Origin of the sequence: Lactobacillus sp. ESL0233, from assembly GCF_003692995.1 — a bacterium.
In the GTDB taxonomy this organism is placed as follows: domain Bacteria; phylum Bacillota; class Bacilli; order Lactobacillales; family Lactobacillaceae; genus Lactobacillus; species Lactobacillus bombicola.
Genome location: NZ_REHH01000005.1, coordinates 40,814 through 66,057, shown reverse-complemented (window position 1 = coordinate 66,057; position 25,244 = coordinate 40,814). Strand labels below are relative to the sequence as shown.

Here is a 25,244-nt window from a genome sequence, read left to right as displayed (position 1 = left end):
ATCAGATGCTCTAGACTGTGTCAAGAACTTTTTTTCTGACTCCCGCTGCCGCTTCTTTAAACAACAGCGCTTTTTATATTACTAAACTCAGTCGCTTTTGTCAACTGGTTTTTTATATCTTTTTTGCCGCCTTGCCTTTGCCTTACTGGCTTTGCCCTGACGACAGTTATTTATATTAGCAACCTTTTTTGGTTTTTGCAACCCTTTTTTATGATTTTTTTAAAGTGACTAACTTTAAAATTCATGCTAAAGTTGAAATATCAAGGTTTATTAGGAGGTTTTTTAAATAAAAAAATTTGATTTAGCAATTATCGGAGCAGGACCAATTGGACTTTTTAGTGCAAATTTTGCTCATTTGCACGGGTTAAAAACTATTGTATTTGATTCATTAAGTGAAGCTGGTGGACAACCAAAATTACTTTACCCATTTAAAAAAATTTTTGACATTCCCGTATTTAACCAAATTACTGGAGCTGAATTAATTGAAAAGTTGATGTATTCAGCTGAAAGAAAAGCAAAATTTGTATTTGACCATCGTGTTAATTCTATTGAAAAAATTGAAGATTACTTTTTAATTGATAAAGAATTTGAAGTTAAAAGTGTTATCATTGCTACTGGTAATGGTTCATTTACACCTAAAGCATTTCCTTTACACACAAATGATGAAATTGAAAAACGTATTCAATATTTTATTAATGATCCCCAAAAATTTCAAAATCAAACAATTGGCATTTTTGGCGGCGGTGATTCCGCATTAGATTGGGCACTTGAGCTTGCAAATGCAGCTAATACCCAGATTAAAATCATACATCGCCGAAATGAATTTCGGGGGCTTGAAGCTAATGTTCAACAATTAAAAAAATTACAAAACGTTGAAGTTCTTACACCCTATCTCCCCAAAGCTGTTACTCTTAGCAATAATCAGCTTGAAATTGAATTAAAGGAAATAGGTACTACAAATATCATTGCTAAGAAATTTGATCAAATTGTTGTTGCCTATGGTTTTCGTAGCGATAATAATTTTGTAAGTAAGTGGGGCGTTAACTTAACCAAGGGACAAATTGGCGTTTCACGCGCAATGGAAACCAATATTTCAGGCATTTATGCAGTAGGAGATGCTGCCTATTACCCAGAACGCGTCCCAGTAATTGGTCTAGGCTTTGGCGAAGCACAAATAGCAATTACATCAATTATGCGTTCACTTTTTCCCAAAAAAAATTTAACCATTCATTCAACCAGTATATAGGAGCAATTTATGACTATTGTCAATTTTATTCTACACATTGACCATCATTTGATTGAAATAGTAAATCAGTTTGGTAGCTGGACATACTTAATCATTTTTGGAATTATTTTTATTGAAACTGGATTAGTTATTTTCCCATTTTTACCAGGTGATTCGCTTATTTTTGCCGCCAGTTCAATGGCAGTTAATCCCAAATATAACCTCAATATTTGGCTAATTTATTTGGCTGTTGTTCTTGCCGCAGTTTTAGGTGATGCTTGTAATTATGAAATTGGGGCACGATCAGTGACTGCTGGAGAAAAATATTCTTGGTTCAACAAACTGATTAATCAAAAAAATCGTTTAGCAGCCGAACAGTTTTTCAATCGCCATGGACCGATCACAATTGTTATAGGTCGCTTTATCCCCTTTATTAGGACATTCGTTCCATTCATTTCTGGCGGTAGCAAAATGCACTACGGAAAATTTGCTATCTATAACATAGTCGGCGGAATCATTTGGAGTGGCATCTTCACTATAATTGGTGCTATTTTTGGCAACATACCATTTGTTAAAGATAATTTTTCTTTATTAATCTTGGCGATTATCTTAATTTCAGTTTTACCAATTTTGCTTGTTACTCTCAAAAAACATTATACTCAAAAAAAGGAGCCCCATTAGGAGCTCCTTTTTATCGTTGCAATAATTGATTGGCAAAATATAGTTCATAAATAGTTCCACCTACAGCAAAGCAAGCGGCAAAAAAGCCTTCAGTCAAAAGATTAATAATTGGGTCAGTCTCAGGATTAAATAACCAAGTAGTACTTCCAATAAAAAATAGGTGGTGAAAATTGATAAAAAATTGATCAAAATTCGTCAACGCAAAAGGTAGGGCAGCAACTGGTAAAAGCAACAATAATAGTGCACAAATTTTATTTAATCTGAAAAAGCTTTTCTTACTTTTACTGTTCCAAAAATACAATATTAAGCAACACAAAAAAGCAATAATTACTATGGTAAATAACTTTTTTACATCAGCAAAATGCTGTGCAGCCGCCATTGAGGTAGGTAAATTACTCATTCTAAGCTTCTTTTTAAGCGGCCATATTAAATACCATAACAATTGATTATAATTTCCCATTATTTGACCTATTGATAAATTGACTACCTTATAAGTTTTTTGTACCAAAACAAAAATCATTAAAAGAGGCCAACTAGCAATAACCGCTCCTACAGCACTACTAGTAATTGCAAAAACAAAATGATAAATAATACTAAAAAAATTATTTTTGTCGATCATAATTTAATTTCATCCAAATTATTAACAATAAGTGTTGGTTGCCTTTTACCTTGAATATCTACTTTCTTTGTAATCCCAGTTAATACAAGTAATTGATCAACTTGGCTATTGAATCCTGCCTTAATATCAGTTTCATAATTGTCACCAATGATAAGTGCATCTTCTTTTAAACAATTTCTTTGCTTTAAAAGTAGCTCTACAATAATTTTTGCGGGTTTACCAATATATATTGGTTCACATCCACTTGCAGCAGCAATCATGGCACATTGTGAACCATTACCTGGTAGAAGCCCTTTTTCACTAGGCAGATTTAAATCGGCATTTGTGCCTATAAAAATTGCCCCCTTTCTGATTGCGCTAGTTGCAATTTGAACTTTGTGGTAGGTCAAATCAGTATCCATTCCTACAACTACATAAGCAGGATCATTAGGATTTAATTCAAATTCTGGATGCTTAAAAAATTCACTCCATAACCCAACCTGGCCAATTAGATAGACACCGATTTTTTTATTTTCTTTTGCTTGGCTTAAAATGTAACTAGTTGTTGCCATACATGGTGTATATATATGCGAAATATCCGTATTGATACCATGTTTTGCCAGCTTTTCAACCACCATCTGTGGCGTACGTGTTGTATTGTTAGTTAAAAAAAGATAATCCTTTCCCAATGATTCCAGTCGCTTGATGAAGCGCACCCCCGAAGCAATCGTATCTTGTCCCCGATAAATCGTACCATCAAGATCAATTAAAAATAAACGATAATCTTTCACCTAATTGCTACTCTTTCTTTTCTTAATAATAAAATTATGCTGTAACGTTGACCTGATCTTTACTTTCTTTCTTCTTCGATATTGACTTGGGGATTGCTTTTTACTATTAGTAGAGCGGTAATGATGCACTGGACTTAGTAGCTTTAAAATAAAATAACCCGCACCAGGATTACAATATTCCATTAAATAATCAGCAATCGTTTGTTCCCTGCGATCAATTGTAGCTTGCACGTTATCTTTATAAAAGCCTTTTAAGCGCAAATGTTCACTTGAGACATCCCCAACCAAAAAATCATATTGGTCTAAATAAGGATCATATTTTTGGCGTAAAACTTCTATACTTAGTGCTTCTTGCTTATTAACAACTATCTGATAAGATTGCTTATTAATTTTTAAATGATTACCGTTTAAGGTCACAACTGCTAAAGGATGCCGTAGGGGTTGTTCTTTAACAAAACGATTTTCTTTATTTGCCTTAGTTGTCTTGGCTGCCATTTCTTTTTCCATCATCAATATCACTTCCTGTTAATGGGTATTTTTTACTCAAATAATTACCAACTACTTCGCGTAAAAATTGTGGAAATAAAAACTGATTTTCACCCACAATTGCTAAAGTTGGAAAGAATGGTACTAAAATATAATGGTCTAATACGGCAATTTGATAGTTCTTTTTAAAATTTATTTGCTGATTATTCACATAGACTGATTGTTCAACTGGATCATATCTAAGTCCTCGATAATACATCTGCCCAAAAATTTTGCCGCGAAAACTCATTCCCTGCAAATGAAAATGATCTAAGTAATGCCGGTTCTTTTCAATTTCCATAACTAAACGCCATAAGTCACACCCTTGAAGTGTTGTCCGTACTACATGCATTGAATGTGGCAATGCTTGTTGCAAATCATATTTAGTTAAAATTCCTTTTTTAAAAGATGTTAGAAACAACCCTGAACTAAGCATTGCTATATCTGTTTGAGCAAAATTAGCAATTGCTTCCATCGATACTTCTATTGCCGCGTCTAAACTATTATCATATTGCTTAGGTAAATCAGCAATATATTCACGAGATAAAATTTCTTTTCCACACTTCAAATAATCTTTAACTGTCAATTCATCAGCAGACTCGCTTTTCATTAAACTAGTTGGTTCAACATGTGGCGAAATTTTTTGTATCTGATGCTCATTATCTATTTCAATGTAAATATTGCCTACAAAATTACCCCATTTTCCCGTCTGAGTAATCCAAACGTTATTAACCTCTAACCCATGTTTCAATAAATCATGACTATGTCCGCCAATAATCAAATCAATTTCTGGATAATTTTTTGCCAAAAAGCAGTCCATGTTTAACCCAACGTGTGTTAACAAAATTAGAACATCATATTGACCAGCAATCTTCGGTAATACCTCATCCATTGCCGCTTTCAACGTCTTGACATGCCAATGATTAGGTTCATAGGAAAGAGGATAAGCTGCAGTTAGCCCAATTAAAGCAATTCGCGTACCTTTATTAGTTTTAATAATTTTATCTTGCAGTGCCCAATTTGGCCTTGTTCCATCTTCTTCTTGTAAATTTGCCAGTAGAACAGGAAAGTTAGCATGATCAAATAAATGCTCTACTGTTTCATGAGAATTAGAAATACCCTCATTGTTACCAATTGTAATTGCATCATAATTGAATGAATTCATTAATTTAATGTTTGCTTGGCCATAAGTTGCATCCGTTAATGGATTTGATCGATCCATAAAATCTCCTGCATCAAATGTTAAAACTTGATCAACAGACCTATCTTTTTGTGCTTTATGTAAATAACGAGCAATTTGAGGAAAATGCTCAAAATGTGAATGTAAATCATTAGTATGTAAAATACGCAGTTTTTCCATCTTTAACTCTCTATCCAATTTGATTAGATTTTAAAACCAAATTATAACTATCCAAGATTTTGCCTTTAGGTTTTTCCCACTCTACCCAAGTCGGATTTTTCCAATCTCGTTCATTATTTAAAGTTTCTAAATGATAATTCTGATTAATATACTTTTCATAGATGACCAAAGCCTTGGTACGAGGTATATTTAACTGTAAAATTCGCACATTTTTAATTAATCCATGATCAACCGCTAATTCAGCAATTCCATTTTGATCAATATTTGAAATTTCAAAATACTTGCTACCATCATTACGGATAATCTCTTCAATTAAATCAAATTCTTCATATTCTTCATTCATAAATTTTTCCTACATAAATACATAAACTTCAATTGTGACATATAGCAAAAACTGTGCAACCATGCTATTGTAGTATTGATAGAGGTGTACACATGAAAGTTAACGGCCGTTTACTTAAAGCTTTATTTTTTAGTATAGTCTTTTTAATAACCAGTGGATTTACCGTTGTTGGTCATCGCGGAGATCCTAGTAAATACCCTGAAGAAACAATTCAAAGTGATGACTCTGCCTTCAATTCAGGAGCTGATTATGTCGAACTTGATTTGCATCTATCTTCAGATGGAGAATTAGTAATCTCGCATGACGATGATTTATACCGCGTCACCCATACTCATGCAATTGTATCACAAAACAATTGGCAAACACTTAGCCAATTAACATATGATAACGGTGAACACGTGCTTAGTTTAACACAACTTTTTGAACATTACCGTAAACAACCACAGGCTAAATTTATCTTAGAAACTAAAATCGATCACTCAATTGATCCTTCATATGAACTAGAAAATAAAATTGCCGCAACTATCAAAAAATATCATATGGAAAATCGTGTCATGATTCATTCCTTTTCAGTTGCCAGCTTGTTTCGCTTGCGCAAATTACTGCCTGATGCCTATCTTATTCTTATAGTTGGCAGCCTTAAGCGAATTAATTTTAGTAATTTACCGCAAGTTAATGCGGTTAATATCTCATCTGACTTAATTTTAAATCATCCTTTCCTAATTCATTGGTTACACCGCTTAAATAAGCAAGTTTTTGTTTGGGCCGAAATGGATGAATCACCATCATTATGGCATTGGCTAATTAATAAAAATATCGATGGTGTAGTAACTAACTTCCCTAGCACCGGTTTTAAATACAAATTAGCCAAAGAAGGAACTAAAAAATACGAAATTAACCGTCAAGGAATCTATTTCGGCAAAAATAAAACTACAACGATGATGAATCCCTACGTCCGTATTAAACAAAAAAAATTTATTTATCCAGGGCAGAGCTTAAACATAATGTATGGTGTACGGGCTCATAATCAACTTTATTACCAAATTGCAAATCAAACTTTTGTTTCTGCTGAATTCGTCAATCTTGATTTAAAACCACAAGAGGTTATGCCCTACCAAGATAAACAACTTTTAGCTAAACCCCAGACTCCAGTTACCATCTACCGTTATCCTGAAAATCAAGCAAAAACGAAAAAAATATTACCAGCTAATCAATTATTCAAAATCAAAAATTTCAATGGTAGTCCAAACAGCATGTGGCTTAAGACTACACTAGGTTGGGTTAAAGCTCGTGATATTCTCTTTTACGGCTTTTTTGATAACGCTAGTTGGCAGCAATACCACAATTTACCTCGCATGAATCGCTACACTAATATTGCTTTAACTGCATATCAACCCCTGCAATCCCCACCTGTAAAAACTATTATAGAAACATTAGTAGCTTTAAATAAAAGAAACGGCAGTAAAAGTTAAAATTGTCCCTTAACTTGTAAATCTACTGAATCAATTTGCGGATTGTCTCATTGATATTGCTCCTAATCTAAGTCGTCATAGTAAAGTGCACCCAAACAAAAGAGGCGAGTCTGAGAAAAATTATTTTCCTAAACCAATAAAAAAACAGGTAAAACACTAAAAGCTGTGTTTTGCCTGCTTTTTTTGTATAAAGGACTAGTTGTACCAGACTTTTTTATTTATTCATTTGATGTACTTTGCTTTTTTAATAATTCATATGGCAATTCAATTTGCATATTAGCCACTTCTTCATTACTCATTAGTTTTGTTAGCATACGCATCGCTACTGCACCAATATCATATAATGGTTGACGCACTGCTGTTATAGCTGGACGAACTACAGAAGCAATTTGTGTCGCACTTGCTGTCACAATTTCCATATCCTTGGGAATATTTTTACCAGCATCAATTGCAGAATTTAGAATACCCACTGCAGCAACATCACGAGTAACTAGAACACCATCAATATGATCATCTTGCAATTGTGAAAATAAATTGTAACCATCCGAATGATCTTTAATATTGGTATAAATATGCTCTGGGCCCAAATTATTCTTCTTCATAAAGTTTTTATAAGCAGGAATTCTATTTTCGGCATTAACAAATGTATCAGGATTATCTAAAACAAGCGCCAAATTTTTTCTGCCATCATTATAAAAGAGATTAAAAGCTTCAGTATCTGCCTTTTGATAATCAATCGAAACAGAAGGGAATTCTTTATGACGATCTTTTGTTCCAGCCAAAACTACCGGTGTATCAGTCCGCTTAAAAGCCTCAGCAGCTTCATTAGGCAAATTATCAGCCATATAAATAACGCCATCGACTTGTTTATTTAATAGTCCTTGAATTGCCTGATCTTCTTTCATCAATTGATTTTCAATACTCGTAATAATGATATTGTATTTATAAAGCAAAGCAATATCATCAATTCCTTTTGAAAGTTCTGCAAAATATAAATTAGTTAAATCAGGTACAATTAAACCAACTGTAGTTGTTCGTTTAGAAGCAAGACCTTGTGCTACAGCATTGGGCTGATAGTGCAGGCGCTTGATAACTTCCATTACTCGGTCTTTGGTATCTTTACGTACATTAGTATTACCATTAACAACCCTTGAAACGGTCGCCATAGATACCTTAGCCTCACGAGCAACATCATAAATTGTAATATCTTGTTTACGCATCCTTTTCCCCCCGTTTTAAAAATACTAGTATCAAATTTAGCATGCTTTTCCAAAAATTGCAAACGTTTACAACTATTCTTTCATTTTTTCATATAAAGAACATGGTATACTTCTTTTAATTAATCAATTGATTGAAAGGAATAATCATGAATTTAAATAAATTACAAGAATGGTTGCAAAGTTCTGGCAACGATATCGCCTATATTTCTAATCCAACAACAATCGCTTATTTTACTGGCTATGAAATGGAACCACATGAGCGGATTTTTTGTTTACTAGCCTTTAAGGATCATGAACCCTTTGTATTTGTTCCTGCATTAAATGTCGAAGAAGCTAAAAATTCAACTTGGGATGGTGATGTTTATGGCTATCTTGACTCCGAAAATCCTTGGGCGCTCATTGCCGACAAAGTAAAAAGCCGAACTTCAGCATATCAAAGATGGGCGTTAGAGAAAAATAATTTGTCTGTTTCTCATTATCAATTAATGCATCAGCAATTTCCAGATGCTAATTTTGATAGCGATTTATCCAATTTTATTGCTAAAATTCGTTTATATAAAACTCCAGCAGAAATTGCAGAATTACAAGCCGCTGGGCGCGAAGCTGACTTCGCTTTTCAAATCGGCTTTGACGCTATTAAAACAGGAGTTACTGAACGCTATATCGCTGGACAAATTGATTATCAACTTAAGTTGCAAAAAGGCGTTATGCACGAAAGTTTTGAAACTATTGTGCAAACTGGAGCTAATGCAGCCAATCCCCATCTTGGACCTACAATGAATACCGTTAAGCCAAATGAATTAGTTCTATTTGATTTAGGCACAATGCATAATGGTTATGCCTCTGATTCAAGCAGAACGGTAGCTTACGGAGAACCAACAGCTAAACAGAAAGAAATATATGAAATTGATCGTGAAGCTCAACAAGCAGCAATTGACGCAGTTCGTCCTGGAATGACTGCGGCTGAACTTGACAGTGTAGCCCGTGACGTTATTACTAAAGCAGGGTATGGTGAATATTTCATTCATCGTTTGGGCCATGGCATCGGTAAGGAGGTCCACGAATATCCCTCAATCGTTCAAGGCAATGATTTAATTATCGAAGAAGGCATGTGTTTTTCTATTGAACCCGGAATTTATATACCAAATGTTGCTGGTGTCAGAATTGAAGACTGCGGGGTTGTAACTAAAAATGGCTATGAACCCTTTACTCATACCAGTAAAGAACTAAAAATTTTACCACTAAAAGATTAATTATTTAGCCATAATTAAAAAATGCACGAGAAAATTTTTTCTCGTGCATTTTTAGATACTTCTATGGTCTAACATATGAATCATTTGAGCCATATGTTTCATCAGGCTTATTTATATCATTAGCATTCTCGGCATGATGTAAGTCACTAACTAAATCTTCTGCATGATCTTGCACTGCAGCAACTGCGTCAGTAGAATTATCAATGACAATATCATCAAAATCTTTCAACTCTGAATCATCTTCAACGTTTTTAGGAAATGAAGCCAACTGATTCTTGACAACTTCTGTTCCATTATCGTATTTCTTCTTTAAATCTTGAACAGCTTCATTATTTTTAACCTTTTTCTTTAATTCATCAATCTGATTATCAGAAACTAATAATGAACCAGCTAAAAAGCCCGCAGTACCACCAATAATTGTACCGAATATAAAACTTGTAAGTTTTTTCATAAAAATTAACTCCTTTTACTTAATTTATTAGTCTTTGCCTTTACGGCGCCTACGTCTTGCAAACACCGAAGTTAAAGCAGAAGACATTATACCGTCACGTTTCAAATGAAAGTTGCTGACTTTTTTTGCCATCCGCCGCGAAGAAGCATTAACATCTGAAACACTTACACCTAAATCAGCGGCTGCTTGAACAACCGGATCCATAGTTTTCATCTTTAGATTAACATCTGCCATTAAAACATTAGTCTTATCTAGCAAATCACCAGTTTGCTCGAGTAATTCATCAACATCTTTTGTTACTTGTTGAATGGATTCATTGGTAAGCTGGATTGTTTTATTTACTTCCTTGGCTGCGTTTGCAACACGAATAAGTACTGGTATTGTAAAAAGTACTAAAATTAATAATGCGACTGCCGCAATTAAACCTGCCAGTGCACCATAGGAAATTATCATCTTCTACCTCCAATTCTGTACCTAGAAAAAGTCTAGCATGAAAATAGGTTAATCTCAATCTATATGTAATAATTTGCTATAGTTAATATAAATATATGAAAGGTAGAAATTATGAATAAGTCATTTCAAATAAATCAAAGAGTATTAAAGTTTAATTGGGATAGATTAGGCGAACAAGCACTTACAGTTTTATGGCAGTTAGCTATTTCAACTATTGTTTTCTATATTATTGATCAATGTGGTAAAAAAGTAATTAGTCACTATTTAAAGCATAATAGACAGCCACAAAATAAACGTACACGAACTGTAGCAACCTTAATTACTAGTATTTTTGAATATACCGTGATTTTCTTTTATTTGTTTGCTGTTTTATCAATTTTGGGTATTCCTGTTGGAACTTTATTAACTAGTGCTGGAATTTTTTCATTAGCTATTGGTATGGGAGCACAAGGTTTTGTTAGTGACTTAGTTAATGGTTTTTTTATTCTTAGTGAAGACCAATTCGATGTTGGTGATTTAGTCCAACTTAATAATCAAACAGGCATTGTAATTCAATTGGGGTTACGTACTACCCGACTACAAGCTACTGATGGATCAATTATTTATATTCCCAATCGAAATATATCAATTGTGCAAAATCTAGCCCATGGCGGGATTGGTCTTGATATTGAATTGCAACTAAAAGCCGATAATGACTTCAATAAAGTTAATGCCCTGATTAAAAAAGTCAACGGTACTATTTCTCATGACTCACTTATTCAAAAGCCCCAAATTATTGGTATTACAGAGCAAACAGCCCAAACAATAAAATATGTCATCCACTTTCAAGTTGATACTGGCTGTGAACAAGTTGTGCGTGATCGCTATTTAACAGCATATTTAGCAACATTATCCCAAAATAATATTACCTTAGCTAGTTAATCAAAAAACAGGTACTTTATAGTAGACCTGTTTTTTTAATTTATTCAAATTGAGCTAACCAGGTTGGAAAAATTGCTAATAATTTGTTAATTGCTTTTCCTCGATGTGACAAACTATTTTTTTCTAGTAAGGTCATCTCAGCAAATGTTTTGCCCTTTTCAGCAACATAAAAAAGGGGATCATAACCAAAGCCATCAGCCCCACGCGGAGCTAGCAAAATTTGTCCTGTACACTGCCCACTAACAACTAAATCTCGATTAAAAAAGTTAGGCATAGATACAACAATCGTCGTATTAAAATGCGCTGTTCTCTTTTCAAGTGGAACTCCACCCAATTCTGCCAATAACTTAGCATTATTTTTGGAATCGTTATGTTCTGCACCAGCATATCGAGCTGAACGGACACCTGGAGCTCCATAAAGCGCCTCAACCATCAACCCAGAGTCATCAGCAATAGTCACCATTTGACTAAAATCAGCTAAAGCATGTGCTTTCAATTTTGCATTTTGGACAAAGGTGGTTCCCGTTTCTGCAACAACTGGTGGATTAGATAAATCATTATTTGTTATTATATCTAGCTTAAAGCCATTCTTTTGGAAAGCTGCCTTTAATTCTCTAGCCTTCCCCTGATTAGTCGTTGCAAATAAAATTTTCACCTGTCTTCTCCTTTCATATTTGTTGCGCCTGAAAATTAGAATCATTTAATACTAATCGACCCAATTCATTAACTTTCTCCACTTTACCCGTCGTATAAAATTCATGCTGGGCTACAGCTAAGTTAGCATTCAATAAATGCTCTTTTTTTAACAAGTTATATGTGTATCGTGCCACTTGATCTGCAGGATCAATCACCTGTACATGTGAACCAACTTGACGTTCAAATTCTGAACGAATAATTGGATAATGGGTACAACCAAGAATTAAGGTATCAAAATCAACTGTTTGTAAAGGCAATAATATTTCAGATAATGCCTTATCATATTCACTATGGCTAGCATTATTCTCAATTAATGGTACTAACTGCGGCGCAGCGACCTCTGTTACCTCTATTTTTGGGGCGTATTTAGTAATCTCTTTTTGATACGCATGAAGATTAGTGGTCATTTGCGTTGCAACAACAGCAATTTTTTGATTTTGGCTAGCATTGATTGCACATTTAGCCCCCGCCGGAATTACACCAATAATTTTAGGACTAATTTGTTTTTGAATAATATCCATGGCTACTGCAGTAGCGGTATTACATGCAAAAATTATTACTTTAACATTTTTACTTAGTAAAAAATTCACACTTGCTAACGTCAACGAAATAATTTCGGCCTGTGATTTATTACCATATGGAATATGAGCGTTATCACCTACAAAAATTATATTTTCATTCGGCATTTTTTTTATAACTTTTTTAACTACTGTTAATCCGCCAACACCAGAATCTAATAACCCAATTGGTCGCTTATCCATATCATAAATCTCCCTAAATTCTTTCTACTTCCATCAATTTTACGGTAAAATAAAAGAAAATAAAAGGGATGAATTCTTTATGCACAACGACAACCAACAAAATGAACATATCTATTTTGTCAATCAATTATACCGTGATTTTCTTTTACCAACAATTTTAGGTAGCGATAATAATGAAATTCTCTATTGGGCTGGTAAAAGAATTGCTAGAAAATATGATCTAGCCTCCTTTGACGATATTAATAGTTTTTTTTCAACTACAGGATTCGGTATTTTGACTAAAATCAAAGAACGACGTACAGAAATTATAATGGAATTAACAGGACAAAGTGTAGTTGATCGGCTAAATAGTGGAATTAATGAATTTTCATTAGAAGCTGGCATCATTGCAGAAGCTTTTCAAAATGAAACTAAACGTACTACTGAATGTGAACAAAAAATTGATGAAAAGCAAAAAAAAGTTCAACTAATTACCAAGTTTAGCTAAACTTTTAAGTCTATCTATTTAATTTTTTGGTGTTTTTGCAATATGATTATTAAATGGAGGTGTAAAAATGTTAAAAGAATTTAAAAAATTTATTGAACGAGGAAATGTAATTGATCTCGCAGTTGGTGTAATCATTGGTGGAGCATTCACTAATATTGTTAACTCCTTAGTAACCAATCTAATTAATCCATTAATTGGCCTATTTATTGGTAAAATTGACTTATCCAATTTAGTTCTTAAAGTTAGCGGGGCAACATTTAGATATGGTGAATTTATTAACACAGTAATTAATTTCCTAATTATTGCATTTATTGTTTTTTTACTTGTTAAAGCCGTTAATAAAGTTACTAAACATGATGAACAGCAGCAAAAACCAGCTGGCCCATCTACAGAAGATTACCTCAAACAAATTCGTGATTTATTAAAAGAAAAAAGCAATTAAAATCCTACTTAGTAAAAATTTAAAACTAATTATAATAACCCTAAAATCATAATAATTTTAGGGTTATTTATTAGCTCTTAATCTGTATACTGATTTAAAATTTGATTGAGTTTAGCCTTAGGCGTATAACCCGTTAATCTGTCAACAATCGCACCATTTTTCTTAATAACAAGCGTCGGAATAGCCATAATACCTAATGAACTAGGCGTCGCTTTATTTTGGTCGACGTCCATTTGGGTAAATTTTACATCTTGCCGCTCTTCAGCCAGTTCTTCAATTACTGGTGACTGCATCTTGCATGGTCCACACCAAGTTGCCCAAAAATCAATCAGTACAACGCCATCTTTAGTTTCTGTTTCATAATTTTGATCTGTCAGTTCATCTACCATAGTCATACCTCACCAATAATACATTAAATCTTTCTTTGATAATGTAATTATAGCATTATGCTTACTTTTTACAAGTGAAATGTTTTTACTTTAAATGTACAATTGTAGCACCATTTCCCCCCTCATTTGCTGGGGCATAATTATAGCTTTTAACATGCCTACTTGATTGTAAATATTGCCAAACGCCCTTTCTAATTGCACCTGTACCAATACCATGAATAATTGTAACTACATCAAGTCCTGCTAAAAGGACAGAATCAAGATAAAGATCAAGATTATTCATAGCTTCTTCATAACGCTGGCCACGTAAATCTAATTCACTTTTAGCATTACTGCGACGCTTAGCACTGACTGCATGCACCTTTGCCTTAGCCTTAGAATTATGAGAAGATTCAGTCTTTTCGATATCTTGATCACTGACTTTAACTTTAATAATTCCGAGTCGCACTTCATACTGATGCTCACTTAATTTTTTGGCTATTGTGCCAACTTGACCATATGATAAAACCTTAACTTGATCACCTACTTTAACCTGGTGCCGTCGTTTTTCTCGCTGTAATACCCGGTTATGAATCAAATTATCATTTTGTTGTTTTAATTGGTTCAATTCACCTTTAGCAGCAATTAATTGATTTTGCTTAATATTACCCTGTTGCTGCTCTAACTGTGCAATAATATGGTCAGCTTTTTTACGGCTCTTAGCTATGACCTCGTTAGCTCTTTCTTGAGCAAACTCAAGTTGCTTTTGCACGCGCTGACTGTACCAATCTAAAGCATGCTCAAGTTTTATTTCTAATTTTTTAGACCGATCAAGAGAAGACTCTAGATGGTTACGCGCTATTGTAGCTGCATTAGTTTGCTTAGTCAATTGCTCAATCATTTGATTGATATCAGCATTATCTTCATCTAATAAGCTTTCAGCATTTTTGACAACATCTTCACGCATCCCTAATCTGCGTGCAATAGCAAAAGCATTACTATGACCAGGAATTCCAATTTGTAAATGATAAGTTGGCGCTAAAGTCTTTAAATCAAATTCCATTGAAGCATTGCTTGTTCTAGGTCGGTTATAGCCATAAAGTTTTAATTCAGGATAATGCGTAGTAACCATAATTTTAGCCTTTTTATGACGGAAAAAATCTAAAATACTTATAGCAAGACTAGCGCCCTCTTCTGGATCAGTTCCTGCACCAATTTCATCAATTAAGACTAAGGATTCATCGTTAACTTTTTTCATCATTTTAATGATTCCGTTAATATGAGATGAAAAAGTACTTAATGATTGTTCGATTGATTGTTCATCGCCAACATCGACACAAATATCTCTAAAAATTCCTACCTTGCTATTTTCTGCTGCCGGAATAAATAGTCCAGCCTGAGCCATCAGTTGGAGTAGCCCCACAGTTTTTAAGGTAATTGTCTTACCCCCAGTGTTGGGACCCGTAATTAGAACCGTATCAAAATCTTTTCCTAAATAAATATCATTTGCGACTACTGTTGCAGAATTAATCAGTGGATGGCGTGCTTTTAAAAGACTCAACGAATGATCGGTTGTTAATTTCGGTTCGGTTGCCTTCATTTCATAAGCTAATTTCGCTTTAGCCTGCAAAAAGTCCAGTTCTACTAGGGAGGTAGCAATCTGGTCAATCAAATCAACTTCTTGGCGTGCTAAATCAGATAAATTACGTAAAATACGTCGTTCTTCCTGCTTTGCTTGCGCAAGCATATTCTGTTGATGATTATTTAAATTCAAGACCGCACTTGGTTCTATGAATAAAGTTTGCCCACTGGAACTTTGATCATGAACAACACCACCAAATTTATTTCGATATTCCTGCTTAACGGGAATAACATAGCGGTCATCACGAATAGTAACTATTTGTTCAGATAAATATTTACTCGTATTACCTTTAAGATAACCATCCAACTTTTTTTTGATTTCTTGGTCATTACTTTTTAGTTCGTAACGTAAATGAGCTAGTTTAGTTGAAGCAGTATCAAGTATGGTCCCGTCGAACTCAATTGCTTTTTTAAGTTCACTAAACAATACTTCCGGTATTTCTAAATTATCCAGAATACTTGCAATAGCTGTTAAATCTAGATCTTCTTCATCAATTTCCACTAAAAAATCATTTACATCACTGGCTAATGTTAGTACCAGTAGCAAATTGCCTAATTCTTGAGCATTTAAATTTGCTTTAATTCTTAAGCGCTTAGTACTTGGTGCTACATCAGCAAAATCGGTTAAAGGTAGTTGCCCTTTAATACGTAATAAATTTGCACCCACTAATGTTTGCTGAAGAGCGAGTTTAACTTGCTTAAAATCTATACTTGGCGTTAAAGTAGCTGCTCTTTTTCTAGCTGGTTCAGTAATTGCCTGTAGTTGCAATTTTTCTGTTATTTTAGCAAATTCTAAAGTCTTTAATGTCTTATTATCCATGCCTAAAATTCTCTATCAATAAAAAAAACTGGCCAGGCCAGTTTTTAATTTATTCACCACTTAAACGGTCATCGTCCAAAAATGTGTTAAGCACTCCTTGAACCATATCCCATTCATCATCTGCCTCAATTTCATGCAAATCACTACTAGTTACATCTCCTGCTTCATCAGCATCGTAACTAAATGCTAATACTTCAACTTCATCACTTTCGCTAGAAGTAGCTGGATAAAGTAAAATATAAGACTTGTCATAGTCATCTGAATGAAAGGTAAATAAAATTTCGTATAATTCTTCATTCCCCTTATCATCAACTAAGGTAATTTGACGGTCTTCACCGTGAACTTCTTGTGTCATATTAATCCTTTCGATTTAGATCTAAATAATTTTGTAAAATCAAAACTGCCGCCATCTGATCAATTATTGCTTTTTGCTTATGACGATTATGTACCCCAGCTTCTTCAACTAAAACTCTTTGTGACTGAGCTGTGGTCAATCTCTCATCAGAAAAGTAAACTGGTAAGTTAAACTTAGCTTTTAGTCTTTCGGCATATGCCTTACTACGCGCAACAGATGCACCTGCAGAACCATCCATATTTTTGGGTAATCCTAATACAAAGCCATTTGCCTCATATTTACGGACAATTTTTTTTAATGGGCGCATACCAAAATTATAACGATTCTCATCAATCATAATAGTTTCAACCATTTGCGCAGTAATACCCAATGCGTCACTTACTGCTACCCCAACAGTCTTTGATCCCACATCTAAACCTATTAAACGCATTATTTATTTTTGCCAAGATAACTTTTTACAAGTTCTTCAATAATCTCATCACGCTCATGTTTCAAAATCAAATTACGCGCATCATTGTGCCGTGGAATATAAGCTGGATCACCAGACAATAAGTAGCCAACAATCTGATTAATTGGATTATAACCCTTTTCTTCCAAGGCATTATAAACATCTTGTAGGGTATCATAAATATTCTTGCCTTTATTCTCATTAAAGTCAAAATGCATTGTCTTATCTAGCGAACTCATAGTTATTCCTCCTAACACAATTTTACTTGAAAAAAAGTGTAAACTCAATTAATTAATTTTGAGAAATTGCCTCAATCACCGCTTGAATTGCATCTTCTAGACCGGCTGGATTTTTACCACCTGCTTGAGCCATATTAGGGCGACCACCACCGCCACCACCAAAGATAGGGGCAGCTTGCTTAATTAAATCACCCGCTTTGAGCCCTTTATCTAATGCTTTTTGGTTCAAGCTAATAATCATATTAGCCTTACCAGAATTAGCGGCAGCCAAAACCAAGATATCTGACTTAGCATTATTTTTCCAAGTATCTGCAAGCTCACGCAAATCGTTCATTCCATTGGCATCAATTTTTTGAGCAATAATAGTTAAATCCCCAATTTGTTTAATATCATTGAAAATTTCTTCCGCCTTAGTTTGATTAATCTGCATATTTAAATCTTCCACTTGCTTTTGCGTATGGTGTAAATCATGCTCAAGACTCGTAATTTTGTCAATAATATTTTCCGGTTTGGTTGATTTTACAGTAGATTGAATCTGATCAAGTAATTCCGATCTTTGTGCTAAATACTCGTAAGCCTTTTTAGATACCACAGCTTCAATCCTTCTATGACCTGCACCAATGGCTGATTCAGAAGTAATCTTGAAAATTCCAATTTGATTTGTATTGGCACAGTGGGTACCACCACAAAATTCAATTGAAAAATCACTCATTCTAACTACCCGCACCTGATCGCCATACTTGCCATCAAATAAGGCTAAGGCACCCATTTCTTTACCTTGATCTGGGTCAGTTATTTTAGTTTCAACCTCAATTGCTGACCAAATTTTTTGATTGACTAAGATCTCAACAGATTTAATTTCTTGGGCAGTCATTGGTTCAATCGCCGTGAAATCAAAGCGTAAATAGTCCGGTTCTACCAAGCTACCAGCTTGGTGGGTATGTTCACCTAATATACTTCTTAAAGCAGCGTGCAATAGGTGCGTAGCTGTATGTGAATGGCGCAATCCCTCTCGCCGTGCACGATCAATCTTTAGAGTGTACTCTTGACCCTTTTCCAAGGGTAAAATAACATCTACAAAATGCATATTTTGATCATTAGGGGCATGCTGAACATCTGTTACTTGAGCTACCAGATTACCATCTTGATCATAAATATTTCCATGGTCAGCAACTTGTCCCCCACGTTCAGCATAAAACGGAGTTTTATCAAAAATTAAGGTTGCCTGATCGCCTTCTGCTCGATCAACTAATTGATTAGCAACAATGATATCAATTAATTTGGCATGCCGCTCCTCATAAACGCCATATTCAAACTCAGATTTATCCTTTAAATTCATTAGAGTTTCATTCTGTGCGCCCATTGATTGCAAATGGCCACGCGCCTCACGAGCACGAGCTTTTTGCACCTTCATTTCGGCATCAAAACCTGCTTTATCTACTTCTAAGCCAGCATCTTGAGCAGTTTCAAAGGTTAATTCATATGGAAAACCATAAGTATCAAATAGTTTAAAAGCATCTTGGCCCTTAATAACCTTACTGTTATTTTCTTTTGCTTCGGAAATTAAATTATCAAGTAAAGTCAGCCCAGATTCTAGTGTTAATTGAAAACGTTCTTCTTCATTCTTGATGACCTTAGCGATAAAATCGTTTTGTTCAGTCACTTGTGGATAATGGCTCTCCATTATCTTACCGACAACTGAAACTAACTTATAAAGAAAAGCTCCTTTAATACCTAGGCGTTGGCCATTTAAATCAGCACGGCGAATTAAGCGTCTTAATACATAACCACGTCCTGTATTAGAGGGCAAAGCCCCATCGGCAATAGCAAAACTGACAGTTCTAACATGATCAGCAATTATTTTAAATGAAGTAGTATCAGCTGCTACTTTACCATATTCTTTACCTGCAGTCATTTTTTCAGTTGCGTGAATGATTGGTAAAAATAGGTCGGTTTCAAAATTGGTCGGTGCATCTTGCAAAATTGATAAAACCCGTTCTAGGCCCATACCCGTATCAATATTTTTATGTGGTTGATCAACATATTGACCATCGGCTAAATGATTAAATTGTGAAAAAACAATATTCCAAATTTCTAAATAACGAGCATTTTCTCCACCAGGGAAATTTTCTGGATCATCTTCTGAAACATCATTATTTTCTTGACCGCGGTCATAAAAAATTTCAGAGTCAGGACCACATGGTCCTTCACCAATATCCCAAAAATTTTCTTCTAATTTTACAATATGGTCTTCTGGCATGCCAACTTCAAGCCAAACTTGGTATGCTTCTGTATCTTTGGGATAAACGGTACAATATAGTCTTTCTTTGTCTAAATCAAGCCAGTTTGGACTGGTTAAAAATTCCCAAGCCCAACTTATTGCCTCTTTTTTAAAGTAATCACCGACTGAAAAATTGCCTAGCATTTCAAAGAAAGTTTGGTGACGAGCAGTTTTACCAACATTTTCGATATCATTAGTTCTAATTGATTTTTGTGAACTAGTAATTCGGTGATTTTTAGGTACAACTGAACCATCAAAGTATTTTTTCATGGTTGCCACACCTGAATTAATCCAAAGTAGCGTTGGATCATCTTGTGGAATTAGTGATTGACTGGGCAAAACCATGTGACCGTGCTCTTTGAAAAAGTCCAGGAACATTTGCCTAAATTCTGAACTTGTCAATTTCTTCATCAAATTTTCTCCCTTATAACAAAATAAAAACACTGTTGCCAAACTTAAGGACGCTCAAAACGCGGTACCACCTCAATTGCAACAGTGCTTGTTACCTCTTCATTTAATCTTAATAAAAAACATAAGGAGCATTTCTTAAGTAGCAATAAATCATTCTCAGCTTTCGATCCTCTCTGTGAATTGCTAATTTAAAAAACATATCTTAAGTTAAAAATAATTGTACTACTTGCACAATCTTTGTCAATGTTAAGTAGCTAAATTAAAACCACTTAAATTAACTTTTTACCAAATCTCTTCTGCTTTTTATTAGTAATATACCCTAATTTTTCATAAAACTGATGTGCCTTAATTCGCTGTTCACCAGAATTCAGTCTTATTTCATTAATACCGTGACTAATTGCCCTTTTTTCAAGCTCACCCATCAGTTTAGTCCCGATGCCCTGCTGCTGATAGGAGTGGCTAACCGCTAGTGCTAGAATGTTATACATTGGATCAAAATAAATTTCTTCATATAATTCAGCATGTAAGTAAGCAACAACTTTTTTAGTAGCATTGTCTTCAAAAACCAATAGTAAGTGATGCTTAGAGTCCGACAGCAGTTTCTTTAAATTAGCCGCTGTTTTCTCTATAGCATAATCATACCCTAACTCGGCTTGATTTAATTTTTGAATAGCATCTGCATCAGACACTTTAGCATTTCTTATCATTATTAATAAAGCTTTCCTTCAATTCAAACTACTCTTTAAAAAAGTTATCAAATATTGTAACTGGTAAATGCCTTTTATGCTCACTTTTACGCCACAATACTTCGATTTTTTCTGCCACTTCAGTAGAAACTTCGCGTCCTTCTAAATAATCATCTATTTCCTCATAAGTCACACCTAAAGCTATTTCATCAGGTAAACTAGGTCTATTTTCCTCTAAATCAGCAGTTGGTGCTTTTAAATATAAATGCTTCGGACATCCAAGTTCTTTTAATAATTGTTTACCTTGCCGCTTATCTAAGCGAAATAACGGTGTTATATCTGCAGCACCGTCACCATATTTAGTATAAAAACCACTAAAGTTTTCAGCAGCATGATCTGTCCCCACTACAGCACCATGATTGGCCCCGGCAATAGCATATTGAATAGCCATTCGCTGACGTGCTTTAATATTGCCTTTGTTAAAATCAGTAATTTTTTGACCAGTAGCAACTAAACTAGCGACCATTGCATCAACGGCTGGTTTAATATTAACAATTAAATCTTGATCTGGATTTTGAAAAGCAACCGCATCAGCTGCATCTTGAGCATCAGCCTGCACGCCGTAAGGCAGACGTACAGCAATAAACTGATAGGAGTCATCCCCTGTTTCCTGCCGCATTTCGGTAATTGCTATTTGACATAATTTACCAGTTAAAGTTGAATCTTGGCCTCCAGAAATTCCTAATACATAAGCTTTTAAAAAAGGATTAGCTTTTAGATATTCTTTTAAAAAATCAACTGACCGTCGTATTTCCCTTTCCGGTTCAATCTCTGGTAAAACATGCTCATAGTCAACTATCTCTTTTTGTAAGGGTCTCATTTATTTGCATCTCCTTTAGCAATTTGATGGCGAATATCTTGAATTAAATTCATTTTACTATCGTAAAGTTCTTGCGACAAATCAACGGGATATTCTTGCGGATTCAAGCTACGTTTGTATTCATCCCATAAGCCATCCAAATTTGCTGCACAGAACGCCTTAATTTCATTTAATTGTGGCTGTTGATAAATTAGTTTGCCATCAATATAAATCTCTTTTAAAAGTGGCTCAGCTGTATAATCTGTTACCACTTTATTAATATAAGTATATTCTGGATGAAACATAAATAATGAATCAAATTGGCGAGGATCAACCCCGGCACGACAAACCCAGTCACCTTCATTCTTTTTCTGAGTATTAGCCGAAATACGCCATACTTGTTTTTTACCTGGAGTTGACACTTTAATTGCATTAGATGAAATTTTTATGGTATCACGCATTTGCTGATTTTCATCTTCAATTGATACTAGTTTATAAACCGCTCCTAAAGCTGGTTGATCATAAGCGGTAATATACTTCGTACCAATTCCCCAAACGTCAATCTTTGCCCCCTGCATCTTTAAACTAGTAATCGTATTTTCATCAAGGTCATTTGAAGCATATATTTTTGCATCTTTATAGCCAGCATTATCTAATTCTCGTCGCACTTGCTTAGAAATATATGCCATATCACCTGAATCAATGCGAACCCCTTGAAAATTAATTTTGCTACCCATTTCATCAGCTACACGAATCGCCGTAGGAACTCCACTTCTTACAGTATCATAGGTATCAACTAGGAATACACAATCGGTATGCGTTTCAGCGTAAGCTTTAAACGCTTCATATTCATTACCAAAAGCTTCCACCAATGAATGTGCGTGGGTACCAGAAATCGGAATACCAAATAATTTACCAGCTCGCACGTTACTGGTTGAATCAAAGCCGCCAATATATGCAGCACGTGTTCCCCAAAGAGCGGCATCTGTTTCTTGGGCCCGTCTTGTCCCAAATTCCATTACCCCATCACCTTGGACAGCTAATTTAACTCGCGCTGCTTTAGTGGCTAACAAAGTTTGATAATTTATAATATTTAATATGGCTGTTTCAACTAATTGACATTGTGCTAAAGGACCTTCAATTTGCATAAGAGGTTCATTAGCAAATACAATTTCACCTTCACGCATTGAACGTAAGGTTAATTTCATTTCGAAGTGACGTAAATAATCAATAAAATCATCATCATAGCCAACTTCTTCTTTTAAATATTGTAAATCGCTTGCTTTAAATTTTAAATTTTGCAAGTATAAAATTACGTGTTCTAAACCAGCAAAGACACAATAGCCGTTACCAAAAGGCTCTTGCCGATAATAAACCTCGAAAACGGCTTTTCGCTGTGCAATTCCTTTTTTAAAATACGTATACATCATATTTAATTCATACAAATCTGTATGCAGGGTCAAAGAATCGTCTTGCCCTAGTTCTTGATAAAACATTATTTCCTCTAATTCCAACTAATTTTTGCTTTATTATAAACATTTCTAGCTTTTTAAACAATTAGTTATTCTGCCAAAAGTACTTCATAAACCTTTAAAATACTTTCAAGTTGTTTTTTTAATGAAAATCTACTGGCCGCATATTCTTTTTCGCTTAGCGCCATTTGCGATAACTGTTCTTTTGATAATTCAATTGCCTTTTTTAAATTAGCAGCAATTGAATTAATATTACCCACAGTAGCAATAAAACCATGTTGCTTATCTGGAATCATCATTTTAATATCACCAACAGCTGTCGAAAGTAGTGGTAAAAGGTTATCACTAGCTTCCAATAAAACCAAAGGGAAGCTCTCAGAATAAGAAGTTAAAACAGCTAAGTCCATTTTGCGATATAAATTTTCCAACTGTTTTTGTGAGATAAATCCCAAAAAAGTAACTTGCTTTGTCAACTCTAACTTTTGCGCCAATTTTTTCAAACTTGCAAGTTGGGTACCATTACCAGCAATATATAAATGAACATTAGGATTATTAATTATTTTTAGTGCTTTTAATAATAAATCTTGCCCCTTTACTTTTTCTGTGCGGGCAACATTTACAAGGTTAAAGCACTGATGTTCTTCTTTAGCAGGAATTGCACTATTAGCATGAAATTTTGTTCCGTTATATATAGCGTGTACTTTATTTGCGTCTAAGTTGGCTCTTGTTACTAAAAGTTGGGCAAATTTTTGGGTCACTGCAAAAACACATTCTGCTTGTCTAAGGGCGTATAAGTTGGCTGTTGTAAATACATGACCTAATATACCGTGATCTGCAAAATCGAGATATGGATCTGAATGGACTGTTACACACCACTTGGCCTTAATTTTATGCTTAATCAAGGCAATAAATAAATTAGCGCGCGCACCATGGGTATGCACAATGTCAAATTCTCCTTGATTAATAAAGGTACGCAAGCGCTTAAGTCCAGTTAAATCATAACGATTATTCACCCCTAAAACATGCACATTTAGTTGGGCATTTGCTGCAGCACTAGCTACAGGTCCTGGAGCCAAACATAATAAGGTGAAATCTTGCCCCGCCGCTTTAGCCTGCCTAAGTAGATTAACAATATGGGTTAGCCCACCGCCATTTTCAAGACCTGCATTTACATGCAAAATTTTCATAACACTTTCTGTTCCTTTTTAGATTGATATATTTTTTGGACAAATTTAGGTAAAACTAGCATCCGTTTAAAGCGGCTAGGATTTTTTAACAAACGATATAACCATTCTAGGTGTAACTTTTGCCAGGATTGCGGTGCTCTTTTGACTTTGCCTGAAAAGACATCAAAGCTTCCTCCCACCCCCATCATCAAAGCTGGTAACAAATTTTTGCGCAAAAGGGCTAAAAGCTGTTCCTGTTTAGGTGAGCCTAAAGCCGCAAAAACAAGGTCTGGCTCTGTTCGTTCAATTTGATAAGCAACTAACTCTAAGTCTTCTTTAAAATAGCCATCCCTTGCACCAACTAACTGAATATCAGAGTATTCTTGAATAATTTTTGCTTTAGTTGCTTCAATCACACTAGGTTCAGCCCCAATTAGGTAAACTCGTAAGTTGCGTTCATTGGCAAATGATATTAACCAAGTAAATAAGTCATAGCCAGTAACTCGTTCAATAATTGGGTTACCTAAATACTTTGCTGCCTTAACAATTCCGATCCCATCAGCCGTAATGTAATCTGCATCGTATTTTAAAATTTTCATAAATTCTGGATTTTCATTAGTAGCCATAACAATTTCCGGATTAGCAGTCACGACCAAAGTCGATTGATGAGCATTAATTTTGCCAATAAATTCATTTTGGAATTGTTGAAAAGATTTATTATCAAAGTCAACACCTAGAACATTCACTTTATCCATGACAAATTCCTCCATGTTCCATTTATTATATTTTAGCAAACTATCAAACTTTACGTGACATGTT

Annotated in this window: 28 protein-coding genes; 7 read left to right on the top strand and 21 right to left on the bottom strand. The window is 34.6% G+C overall.

Annotated elements, in window-relative coordinates; translation table 11 throughout:
* The first annotated feature begins 307 nt into the window (after positions 1 to 307).
* Positions 308 to 1,246 (top strand): NAD(P)/FAD-dependent oxidoreductase, encoded by a 939-nt coding sequence (locus F5ESL0233_RS01540; RefSeq protein WP_122058398.1) that lies wholly within the window; start codon positions 308 to 310, stop codon positions 1,244 to 1,246.
* 9 nt (positions 1,247 to 1,255) lie between these two features.
* Positions 1,256 to 1,906 (top strand): VTT domain-containing protein, encoded by a 651-nt coding sequence (locus tag F5ESL0233_RS01535; protein ID WP_122058397.1) that lies wholly within the window; start codon positions 1,256 to 1,258, stop codon positions 1,904 to 1,906.
* Positions 1,907 to 1,916: 10 nt separating this feature from the next.
* Here the strand turns inward: F5ESL0233_RS01535 and F5ESL0233_RS01530 are convergent, their stop codons facing one another.
* From F5ESL0233_RS01530 to F5ESL0233_RS01510, 5 genes are read right to left on the bottom strand one after another with little or no spacing between them, the layout of a single operon-like run.
* The gene (locus F5ESL0233_RS01530) at positions 1,917 to 2,525 is read right to left on the bottom strand and encodes a TIGR01906 family membrane protein (RefSeq protein WP_122058395.1); all 609 of its coding nucleotides are present in this window, start codon (positions 2,523 to 2,525) and stop codon (positions 1,917 to 1,919) included.
* Entirely contained in the window at positions 2,522 to 3,295 is a 774-nt protein-coding gene (locus F5ESL0233_RS01525; protein WP_122058394.1) for a TIGR01457 family HAD-type hydrolase, read from the bottom strand. The genes F5ESL0233_RS01530 and F5ESL0233_RS01525 overlap by 4 nt, the downstream gene beginning before the upstream one ends.
* Complete coding sequence (locus F5ESL0233_RS01520; RefSeq protein WP_370448333.1) at positions 3,296 to 3,805, bottom strand: YutD family protein; 510 nt, start codon at positions 3,803 to 3,805, stop codon at positions 3,296 to 3,298. It lies immediately after the preceding gene.
* Entirely contained in the window at positions 3,771 to 5,180 is a 1,410-nt protein-coding gene (locus F5ESL0233_RS01515; RefSeq protein ID WP_122058392.1) for a bifunctional UDP-sugar hydrolase/5'-nucleotidase, read from the bottom strand. The genes F5ESL0233_RS01520 and F5ESL0233_RS01515 overlap by 35 nt, the downstream gene beginning before the upstream one ends.
* Positions 5,181 to 5,190: 10 nt before the next feature.
* Positions 5,191 to 5,523: a hypothetical protein gene (locus F5ESL0233_RS01510; protein ID WP_090093637.1), complete on the bottom strand. Its 333-nt coding sequence runs from the start codon at positions 5,521 to 5,523 to the stop codon at positions 5,191 to 5,193.
* Between the two features lie 92 nt (positions 5,524 to 5,615).
* Here F5ESL0233_RS01510 and F5ESL0233_RS01505 point away from each other — a divergent pair, with 92 nt between their 5' ends.
* The gene (locus F5ESL0233_RS01505) at positions 5,616 to 6,995 is read left to right on the top strand and encodes a glycerophosphodiester phosphodiesterase (protein WP_122058391.1); all 1,380 of its coding nucleotides are present in this window, start codon (positions 5,616 to 5,618) and stop codon (positions 6,993 to 6,995) included.
* Between the two features lie 218 nt (positions 6,996 to 7,213).
* Here the strand turns inward: F5ESL0233_RS01505 and F5ESL0233_RS01500 are convergent, their stop codons facing one another.
* Positions 7,214 to 8,215, bottom strand: coding sequence for a substrate-binding domain-containing protein (locus tag F5ESL0233_RS01500; RefSeq protein ID WP_090093633.1), 1,002 nt, complete (start codon positions 8,213 to 8,215; stop codon positions 7,214 to 7,216).
* Positions 8,216 to 8,361: 146 nt separating this feature from the next.
* Here F5ESL0233_RS01500 and F5ESL0233_RS01495 point away from each other — a divergent pair, with 146 nt between their 5' ends.
* Positions 8,362 to 9,468: an aminopeptidase P family protein gene (locus F5ESL0233_RS01495; RefSeq protein WP_090093631.1), complete on the top strand. Its 1,107-nt coding sequence runs from the start codon at positions 8,362 to 8,364 to the stop codon at positions 9,466 to 9,468.
* A 61-nt stretch (positions 9,469 to 9,529) separates the two neighbouring features.
* On the opposite strand, the gene F5ESL0233_RS01490 is transcribed toward F5ESL0233_RS01495, so the two are convergent.
* Both F5ESL0233_RS01490 and F5ESL0233_RS01485 read right to left on the bottom strand, forming a co-directional pair.
* The gene (locus F5ESL0233_RS01490) at positions 9,530 to 9,919 is read right to left on the bottom strand and encodes a DUF1269 domain-containing family protein (RefSeq protein ID WP_090093630.1); all 390 of its coding nucleotides are present in this window, start codon (positions 9,917 to 9,919) and stop codon (positions 9,530 to 9,532) included.
* Between the two features lie 27 nt (positions 9,920 to 9,946).
* Entirely contained in the window at positions 9,947 to 10,372 is a 426-nt protein-coding gene (locus tag F5ESL0233_RS01485) for a DUF948 domain-containing protein (protein WP_122058389.1), read from the bottom strand.
* 111 nt (positions 10,373 to 10,483) lie between these two features.
* On the opposite strand from F5ESL0233_RS01485, the gene F5ESL0233_RS01480 reads away from it, so the two are divergent.
* A complete protein-coding gene (locus tag F5ESL0233_RS01480) occupies positions 10,484 to 11,293 on the top strand; it encodes a mechanosensitive ion channel family protein (RefSeq protein WP_090093625.1) in 810 nt (269 codons plus the stop codon).
* A 40-nt stretch (positions 11,294 to 11,333) separates the two neighbouring features.
* Here F5ESL0233_RS01480 and F5ESL0233_RS01475 read toward each other — a convergent pair whose 3' ends face one another.
* Together F5ESL0233_RS01475 and murI are read right to left on the bottom strand one after the other, a co-directional pair.
* Positions 11,334 to 11,948 (bottom strand): XTP/dITP diphosphatase, encoded by a 615-nt coding sequence (locus tag F5ESL0233_RS01475; protein WP_228150115.1) that lies wholly within the window; start codon positions 11,946 to 11,948, stop codon positions 11,334 to 11,336.
* A gap of 13 nt (positions 11,949 to 11,961) precedes the next feature.
* A complete protein-coding gene (murI, locus tag F5ESL0233_RS01470) occupies positions 11,962 to 12,750 on the bottom strand; it encodes a glutamate racemase (RefSeq protein WP_090093621.1) in 789 nt (262 codons plus the stop codon).
* Positions 12,751 to 12,829: 79 nt separating this feature from the next.
* On the opposite strand from murI, the gene F5ESL0233_RS01465 reads away from it, so the two are divergent.
* Together F5ESL0233_RS01465 and mscL are read left to right on the top strand one after the other, a co-directional pair.
* Positions 12,830 to 13,237, top strand: a complete 408-nt coding sequence (locus F5ESL0233_RS01465; protein WP_090093619.1) for a YslB family protein — start codon at positions 12,830 to 12,832, stop codon at positions 13,235 to 13,237.
* A 67-nt stretch (positions 13,238 to 13,304) separates the two neighbouring features.
* Complete coding sequence (mscL, locus tag F5ESL0233_RS01460; RefSeq protein WP_090093617.1) at positions 13,305 to 13,679, top strand: large-conductance mechanosensitive channel protein MscL; 375 nt, start codon at positions 13,305 to 13,307, stop codon at positions 13,677 to 13,679.
* Between the two features lie 77 nt (positions 13,680 to 13,756).
* Here mscL and trxA read toward each other — a convergent pair whose 3' ends face one another.
* The 11 genes from trxA to F5ESL0233_RS01405 form a co-directional block, all read right to left on the bottom strand.
* Entirely contained in the window at positions 13,757 to 14,068 is a 312-nt protein-coding gene (gene trxA / locus F5ESL0233_RS01455) for a thioredoxin (protein WP_090093615.1), read from the bottom strand.
* Between the two features lie 85 nt (positions 14,069 to 14,153).
* On the bottom strand, positions 14,154 to 16,508 hold the full coding sequence (locus F5ESL0233_RS01450) for an endonuclease MutS2 (RefSeq protein WP_122058388.1): 2,355 nt from the start codon (positions 16,506 to 16,508) through the stop codon (positions 14,154 to 14,156).
* Positions 16,509 to 16,557: 49 nt separating this feature from the next.
* Positions 16,558 to 16,863 carry a DUF1292 domain-containing protein gene (locus tag F5ESL0233_RS01445; RefSeq protein ID WP_090093612.1) on the bottom strand — a complete coding sequence of 102 codons (306 nt, stop codon included), beginning with the start codon at positions 16,861 to 16,863 and terminating at the stop codon, positions 16,558 to 16,560.
* Position 16,864: 1 nt separating this feature from the next.
* Positions 16,865 to 17,293 carry a Holliday junction resolvase RuvX gene (ruvX, locus tag F5ESL0233_RS01440; protein WP_090093610.1) on the bottom strand — a complete coding sequence of 143 codons (429 nt, stop codon included), beginning with the start codon at positions 17,291 to 17,293 and terminating at the stop codon, positions 16,865 to 16,867.
* Positions 17,293 to 17,550, bottom strand: a complete 258-nt coding sequence (locus F5ESL0233_RS01435) for an IreB family regulatory phosphoprotein (RefSeq protein ID WP_090093608.1) — start codon at positions 17,548 to 17,550, stop codon at positions 17,293 to 17,295. Before F5ESL0233_RS01435 ends, ruvX begins: the two co-directional genes overlap by 1 nt.
* Positions 17,551 to 17,602: 52 nt before the next feature.
* Complete coding sequence (alaS, locus tag F5ESL0233_RS01430; RefSeq protein WP_122058386.1) at positions 17,603 to 20,242, bottom strand: alanine--tRNA ligase; 2,640 nt, start codon at positions 20,240 to 20,242, stop codon at positions 17,603 to 17,605.
* A 269-nt stretch (positions 20,243 to 20,511) separates the two neighbouring features.
* Entirely contained in the window at positions 20,512 to 20,949 is a 438-nt protein-coding gene (locus F5ESL0233_RS01425; protein WP_118896639.1) for a GNAT family N-acetyltransferase, read from the bottom strand.
* Between the two features lie 28 nt (positions 20,950 to 20,977).
* The gene (gene nadE / locus F5ESL0233_RS01420; RefSeq protein WP_122058384.1) at positions 20,978 to 21,808 is read right to left on the bottom strand and encodes an ammonia-dependent NAD(+) synthetase; all 831 of its coding nucleotides are present in this window, start codon (positions 21,806 to 21,808) and stop codon (positions 20,978 to 20,980) included.
* Complete coding sequence (locus tag F5ESL0233_RS01415; RefSeq protein ID WP_090093602.1) at positions 21,805 to 23,283, bottom strand: nicotinate phosphoribosyltransferase; 1,479 nt, start codon at positions 23,281 to 23,283, stop codon at positions 21,805 to 21,807. The genes nadE and F5ESL0233_RS01415 overlap by 4 nt, the downstream gene beginning before the upstream one ends.
* Positions 23,284 to 23,348: 65 nt before the next feature.
* Positions 23,349 to 24,446 carry a glycosyltransferase gene (locus F5ESL0233_RS01410; RefSeq protein ID WP_122058383.1) on the bottom strand — a complete coding sequence of 366 codons (1,098 nt, stop codon included), beginning with the start codon at positions 24,444 to 24,446 and terminating at the stop codon, positions 23,349 to 23,351.
* On the bottom strand, positions 24,443 to 25,180 hold the full coding sequence (locus F5ESL0233_RS01405; RefSeq protein ID WP_122058381.1) for a WecB/TagA/CpsF family glycosyltransferase: 738 nt from the start codon (positions 25,178 to 25,180) through the stop codon (positions 24,443 to 24,445). Before F5ESL0233_RS01405 ends, F5ESL0233_RS01410 begins: the two co-directional genes overlap by 4 nt.
* Between the last annotated feature and the right edge of the window lie 64 nt (positions 25,181 to 25,244).

Excerpts from the sequence above, each read along its gene's own strand:
- F5ESL0233_RS01535 (WP_122058397.1), top strand. The coding sequence starts at position 1,256 with ATGACTATTGTCAATTTTATTCTACACATTGACCATCATTTGATTGAA.
- F5ESL0233_RS01530 (WP_122058395.1), bottom strand. The coding sequence starts at position 2,525 with ATGATCGACAAAAATAATTTTTTTAGTATTATTTATCATTTTGTTTTT.
- F5ESL0233_RS01520 (WP_370448333.1), bottom strand. The coding sequence starts at position 3,805 with ATGATGGAAAAAGAAATGGCAGCCAAGACAACTAAGGCAAATAAAGAA.
- F5ESL0233_RS01515 (WP_122058392.1), bottom strand. The coding sequence starts at position 5,180 with ATGGAAAAACTGCGTATTTTACATACTAATGATTTACATTCACATTTT.
- F5ESL0233_RS01510 (WP_090093637.1), bottom strand. The coding sequence starts at position 5,523 with ATGAATGAAGAATATGAAGAATTTGATTTAATTGAAGAGATTATCCGT.
- F5ESL0233_RS01505 (WP_122058391.1), top strand. The coding sequence starts at position 5,616 with ATGAAAGTTAACGGCCGTTTACTTAAAGCTTTATTTTTTAGTATAGTC.
- F5ESL0233_RS01500 (WP_090093633.1), bottom strand. The coding sequence starts at position 8,215 with ATGCGTAAACAAGATATTACAATTTATGATGTTGCTCGTGAGGCTAAG.
- F5ESL0233_RS01495 (WP_090093631.1), top strand. The coding sequence starts at position 8,362 with ATGAATTTAAATAAATTACAAGAATGGTTGCAAAGTTCTGGCAACGAT.
- F5ESL0233_RS01490 (WP_090093630.1), bottom strand. The coding sequence starts at position 9,919 with ATGAAAAAACTTACAAGTTTTATATTCGGTACAATTATTGGTGGTACT.
- F5ESL0233_RS01485 (WP_122058389.1), bottom strand. The coding sequence starts at position 10,372 with ATGATAATTTCCTATGGTGCACTGGCAGGTTTAATTGCGGCAGTCGCA.
- F5ESL0233_RS01480 (WP_090093625.1), top strand. The coding sequence starts at position 10,484 with ATGAATAAGTCATTTCAAATAAATCAAAGAGTATTAAAGTTTAATTGG.
- murI (WP_090093621.1), bottom strand. The coding sequence starts at position 12,750 with ATGGATAAGCGACCAATTGGGTTATTAGATTCTGGTGTTGGCGGATTA.
- F5ESL0233_RS01465 (WP_090093619.1), top strand. The coding sequence starts at position 12,830 with ATGCACAACGACAACCAACAAAATGAACATATCTATTTTGTCAATCAA.
- mscL (WP_090093617.1), top strand. The coding sequence starts at position 13,305 with ATGTTAAAAGAATTTAAAAAATTTATTGAACGAGGAAATGTAATTGAT.
- trxA (WP_090093615.1), bottom strand. The coding sequence starts at position 14,068 with ATGGTAGATGAACTGACAGATCAAAATTATGAAACAGAAACTAAAGAT.
- F5ESL0233_RS01450 (WP_122058388.1), bottom strand. The coding sequence starts at position 16,508 with ATGGATAATAAGACATTAAAGACTTTAGAATTTGCTAAAATAACAGAA.
- F5ESL0233_RS01445 (WP_090093612.1), bottom strand. The coding sequence starts at position 16,863 with ATGACACAAGAAGTTCACGGTGAAGACCGTCAAATTACCTTAGTTGAT.
- ruvX (WP_090093610.1), bottom strand. The coding sequence starts at position 17,293 with ATGCGTTTAATAGGTTTAGATGTGGGATCAAAGACTGTTGGGGTAGCA.
- F5ESL0233_RS01435 (WP_090093608.1), bottom strand. The coding sequence starts at position 17,550 with ATGAGTTCGCTAGATAAGACAATGCATTTTGACTTTAATGAGAATAAA.
- alaS (WP_122058386.1), bottom strand. The coding sequence starts at position 20,242 with ATGAAGAAATTGACAAGTTCAGAATTTAGGCAAATGTTCCTGGACTTT.
- F5ESL0233_RS01425 (WP_118896639.1), bottom strand. The coding sequence starts at position 20,949 with ATGATAAGAAATGCTAAAGTGTCTGATGCAGATGCTATTCAAAAATTA.
- nadE (WP_122058384.1), bottom strand. The coding sequence starts at position 21,808 with ATGAGACCCTTACAAAAAGAGATAGTTGACTATGAGCATGTTTTACCA.
- F5ESL0233_RS01415 (WP_090093602.1), bottom strand. The coding sequence starts at position 23,283 with ATGTTTTATCAAGAACTAGGGCAAGACGATTCTTTGACCCTGCATACA.
- F5ESL0233_RS01410 (WP_122058383.1), bottom strand. The coding sequence starts at position 24,446 with ATGAAAATTTTGCATGTAAATGCAGGTCTTGAAAATGGCGGTGGGCTA.
- F5ESL0233_RS01405 (WP_122058381.1), bottom strand. The coding sequence starts at position 25,180 with ATGGATAAAGTGAATGTTCTAGGTGTTGACTTTGATAATAAATCTTTT.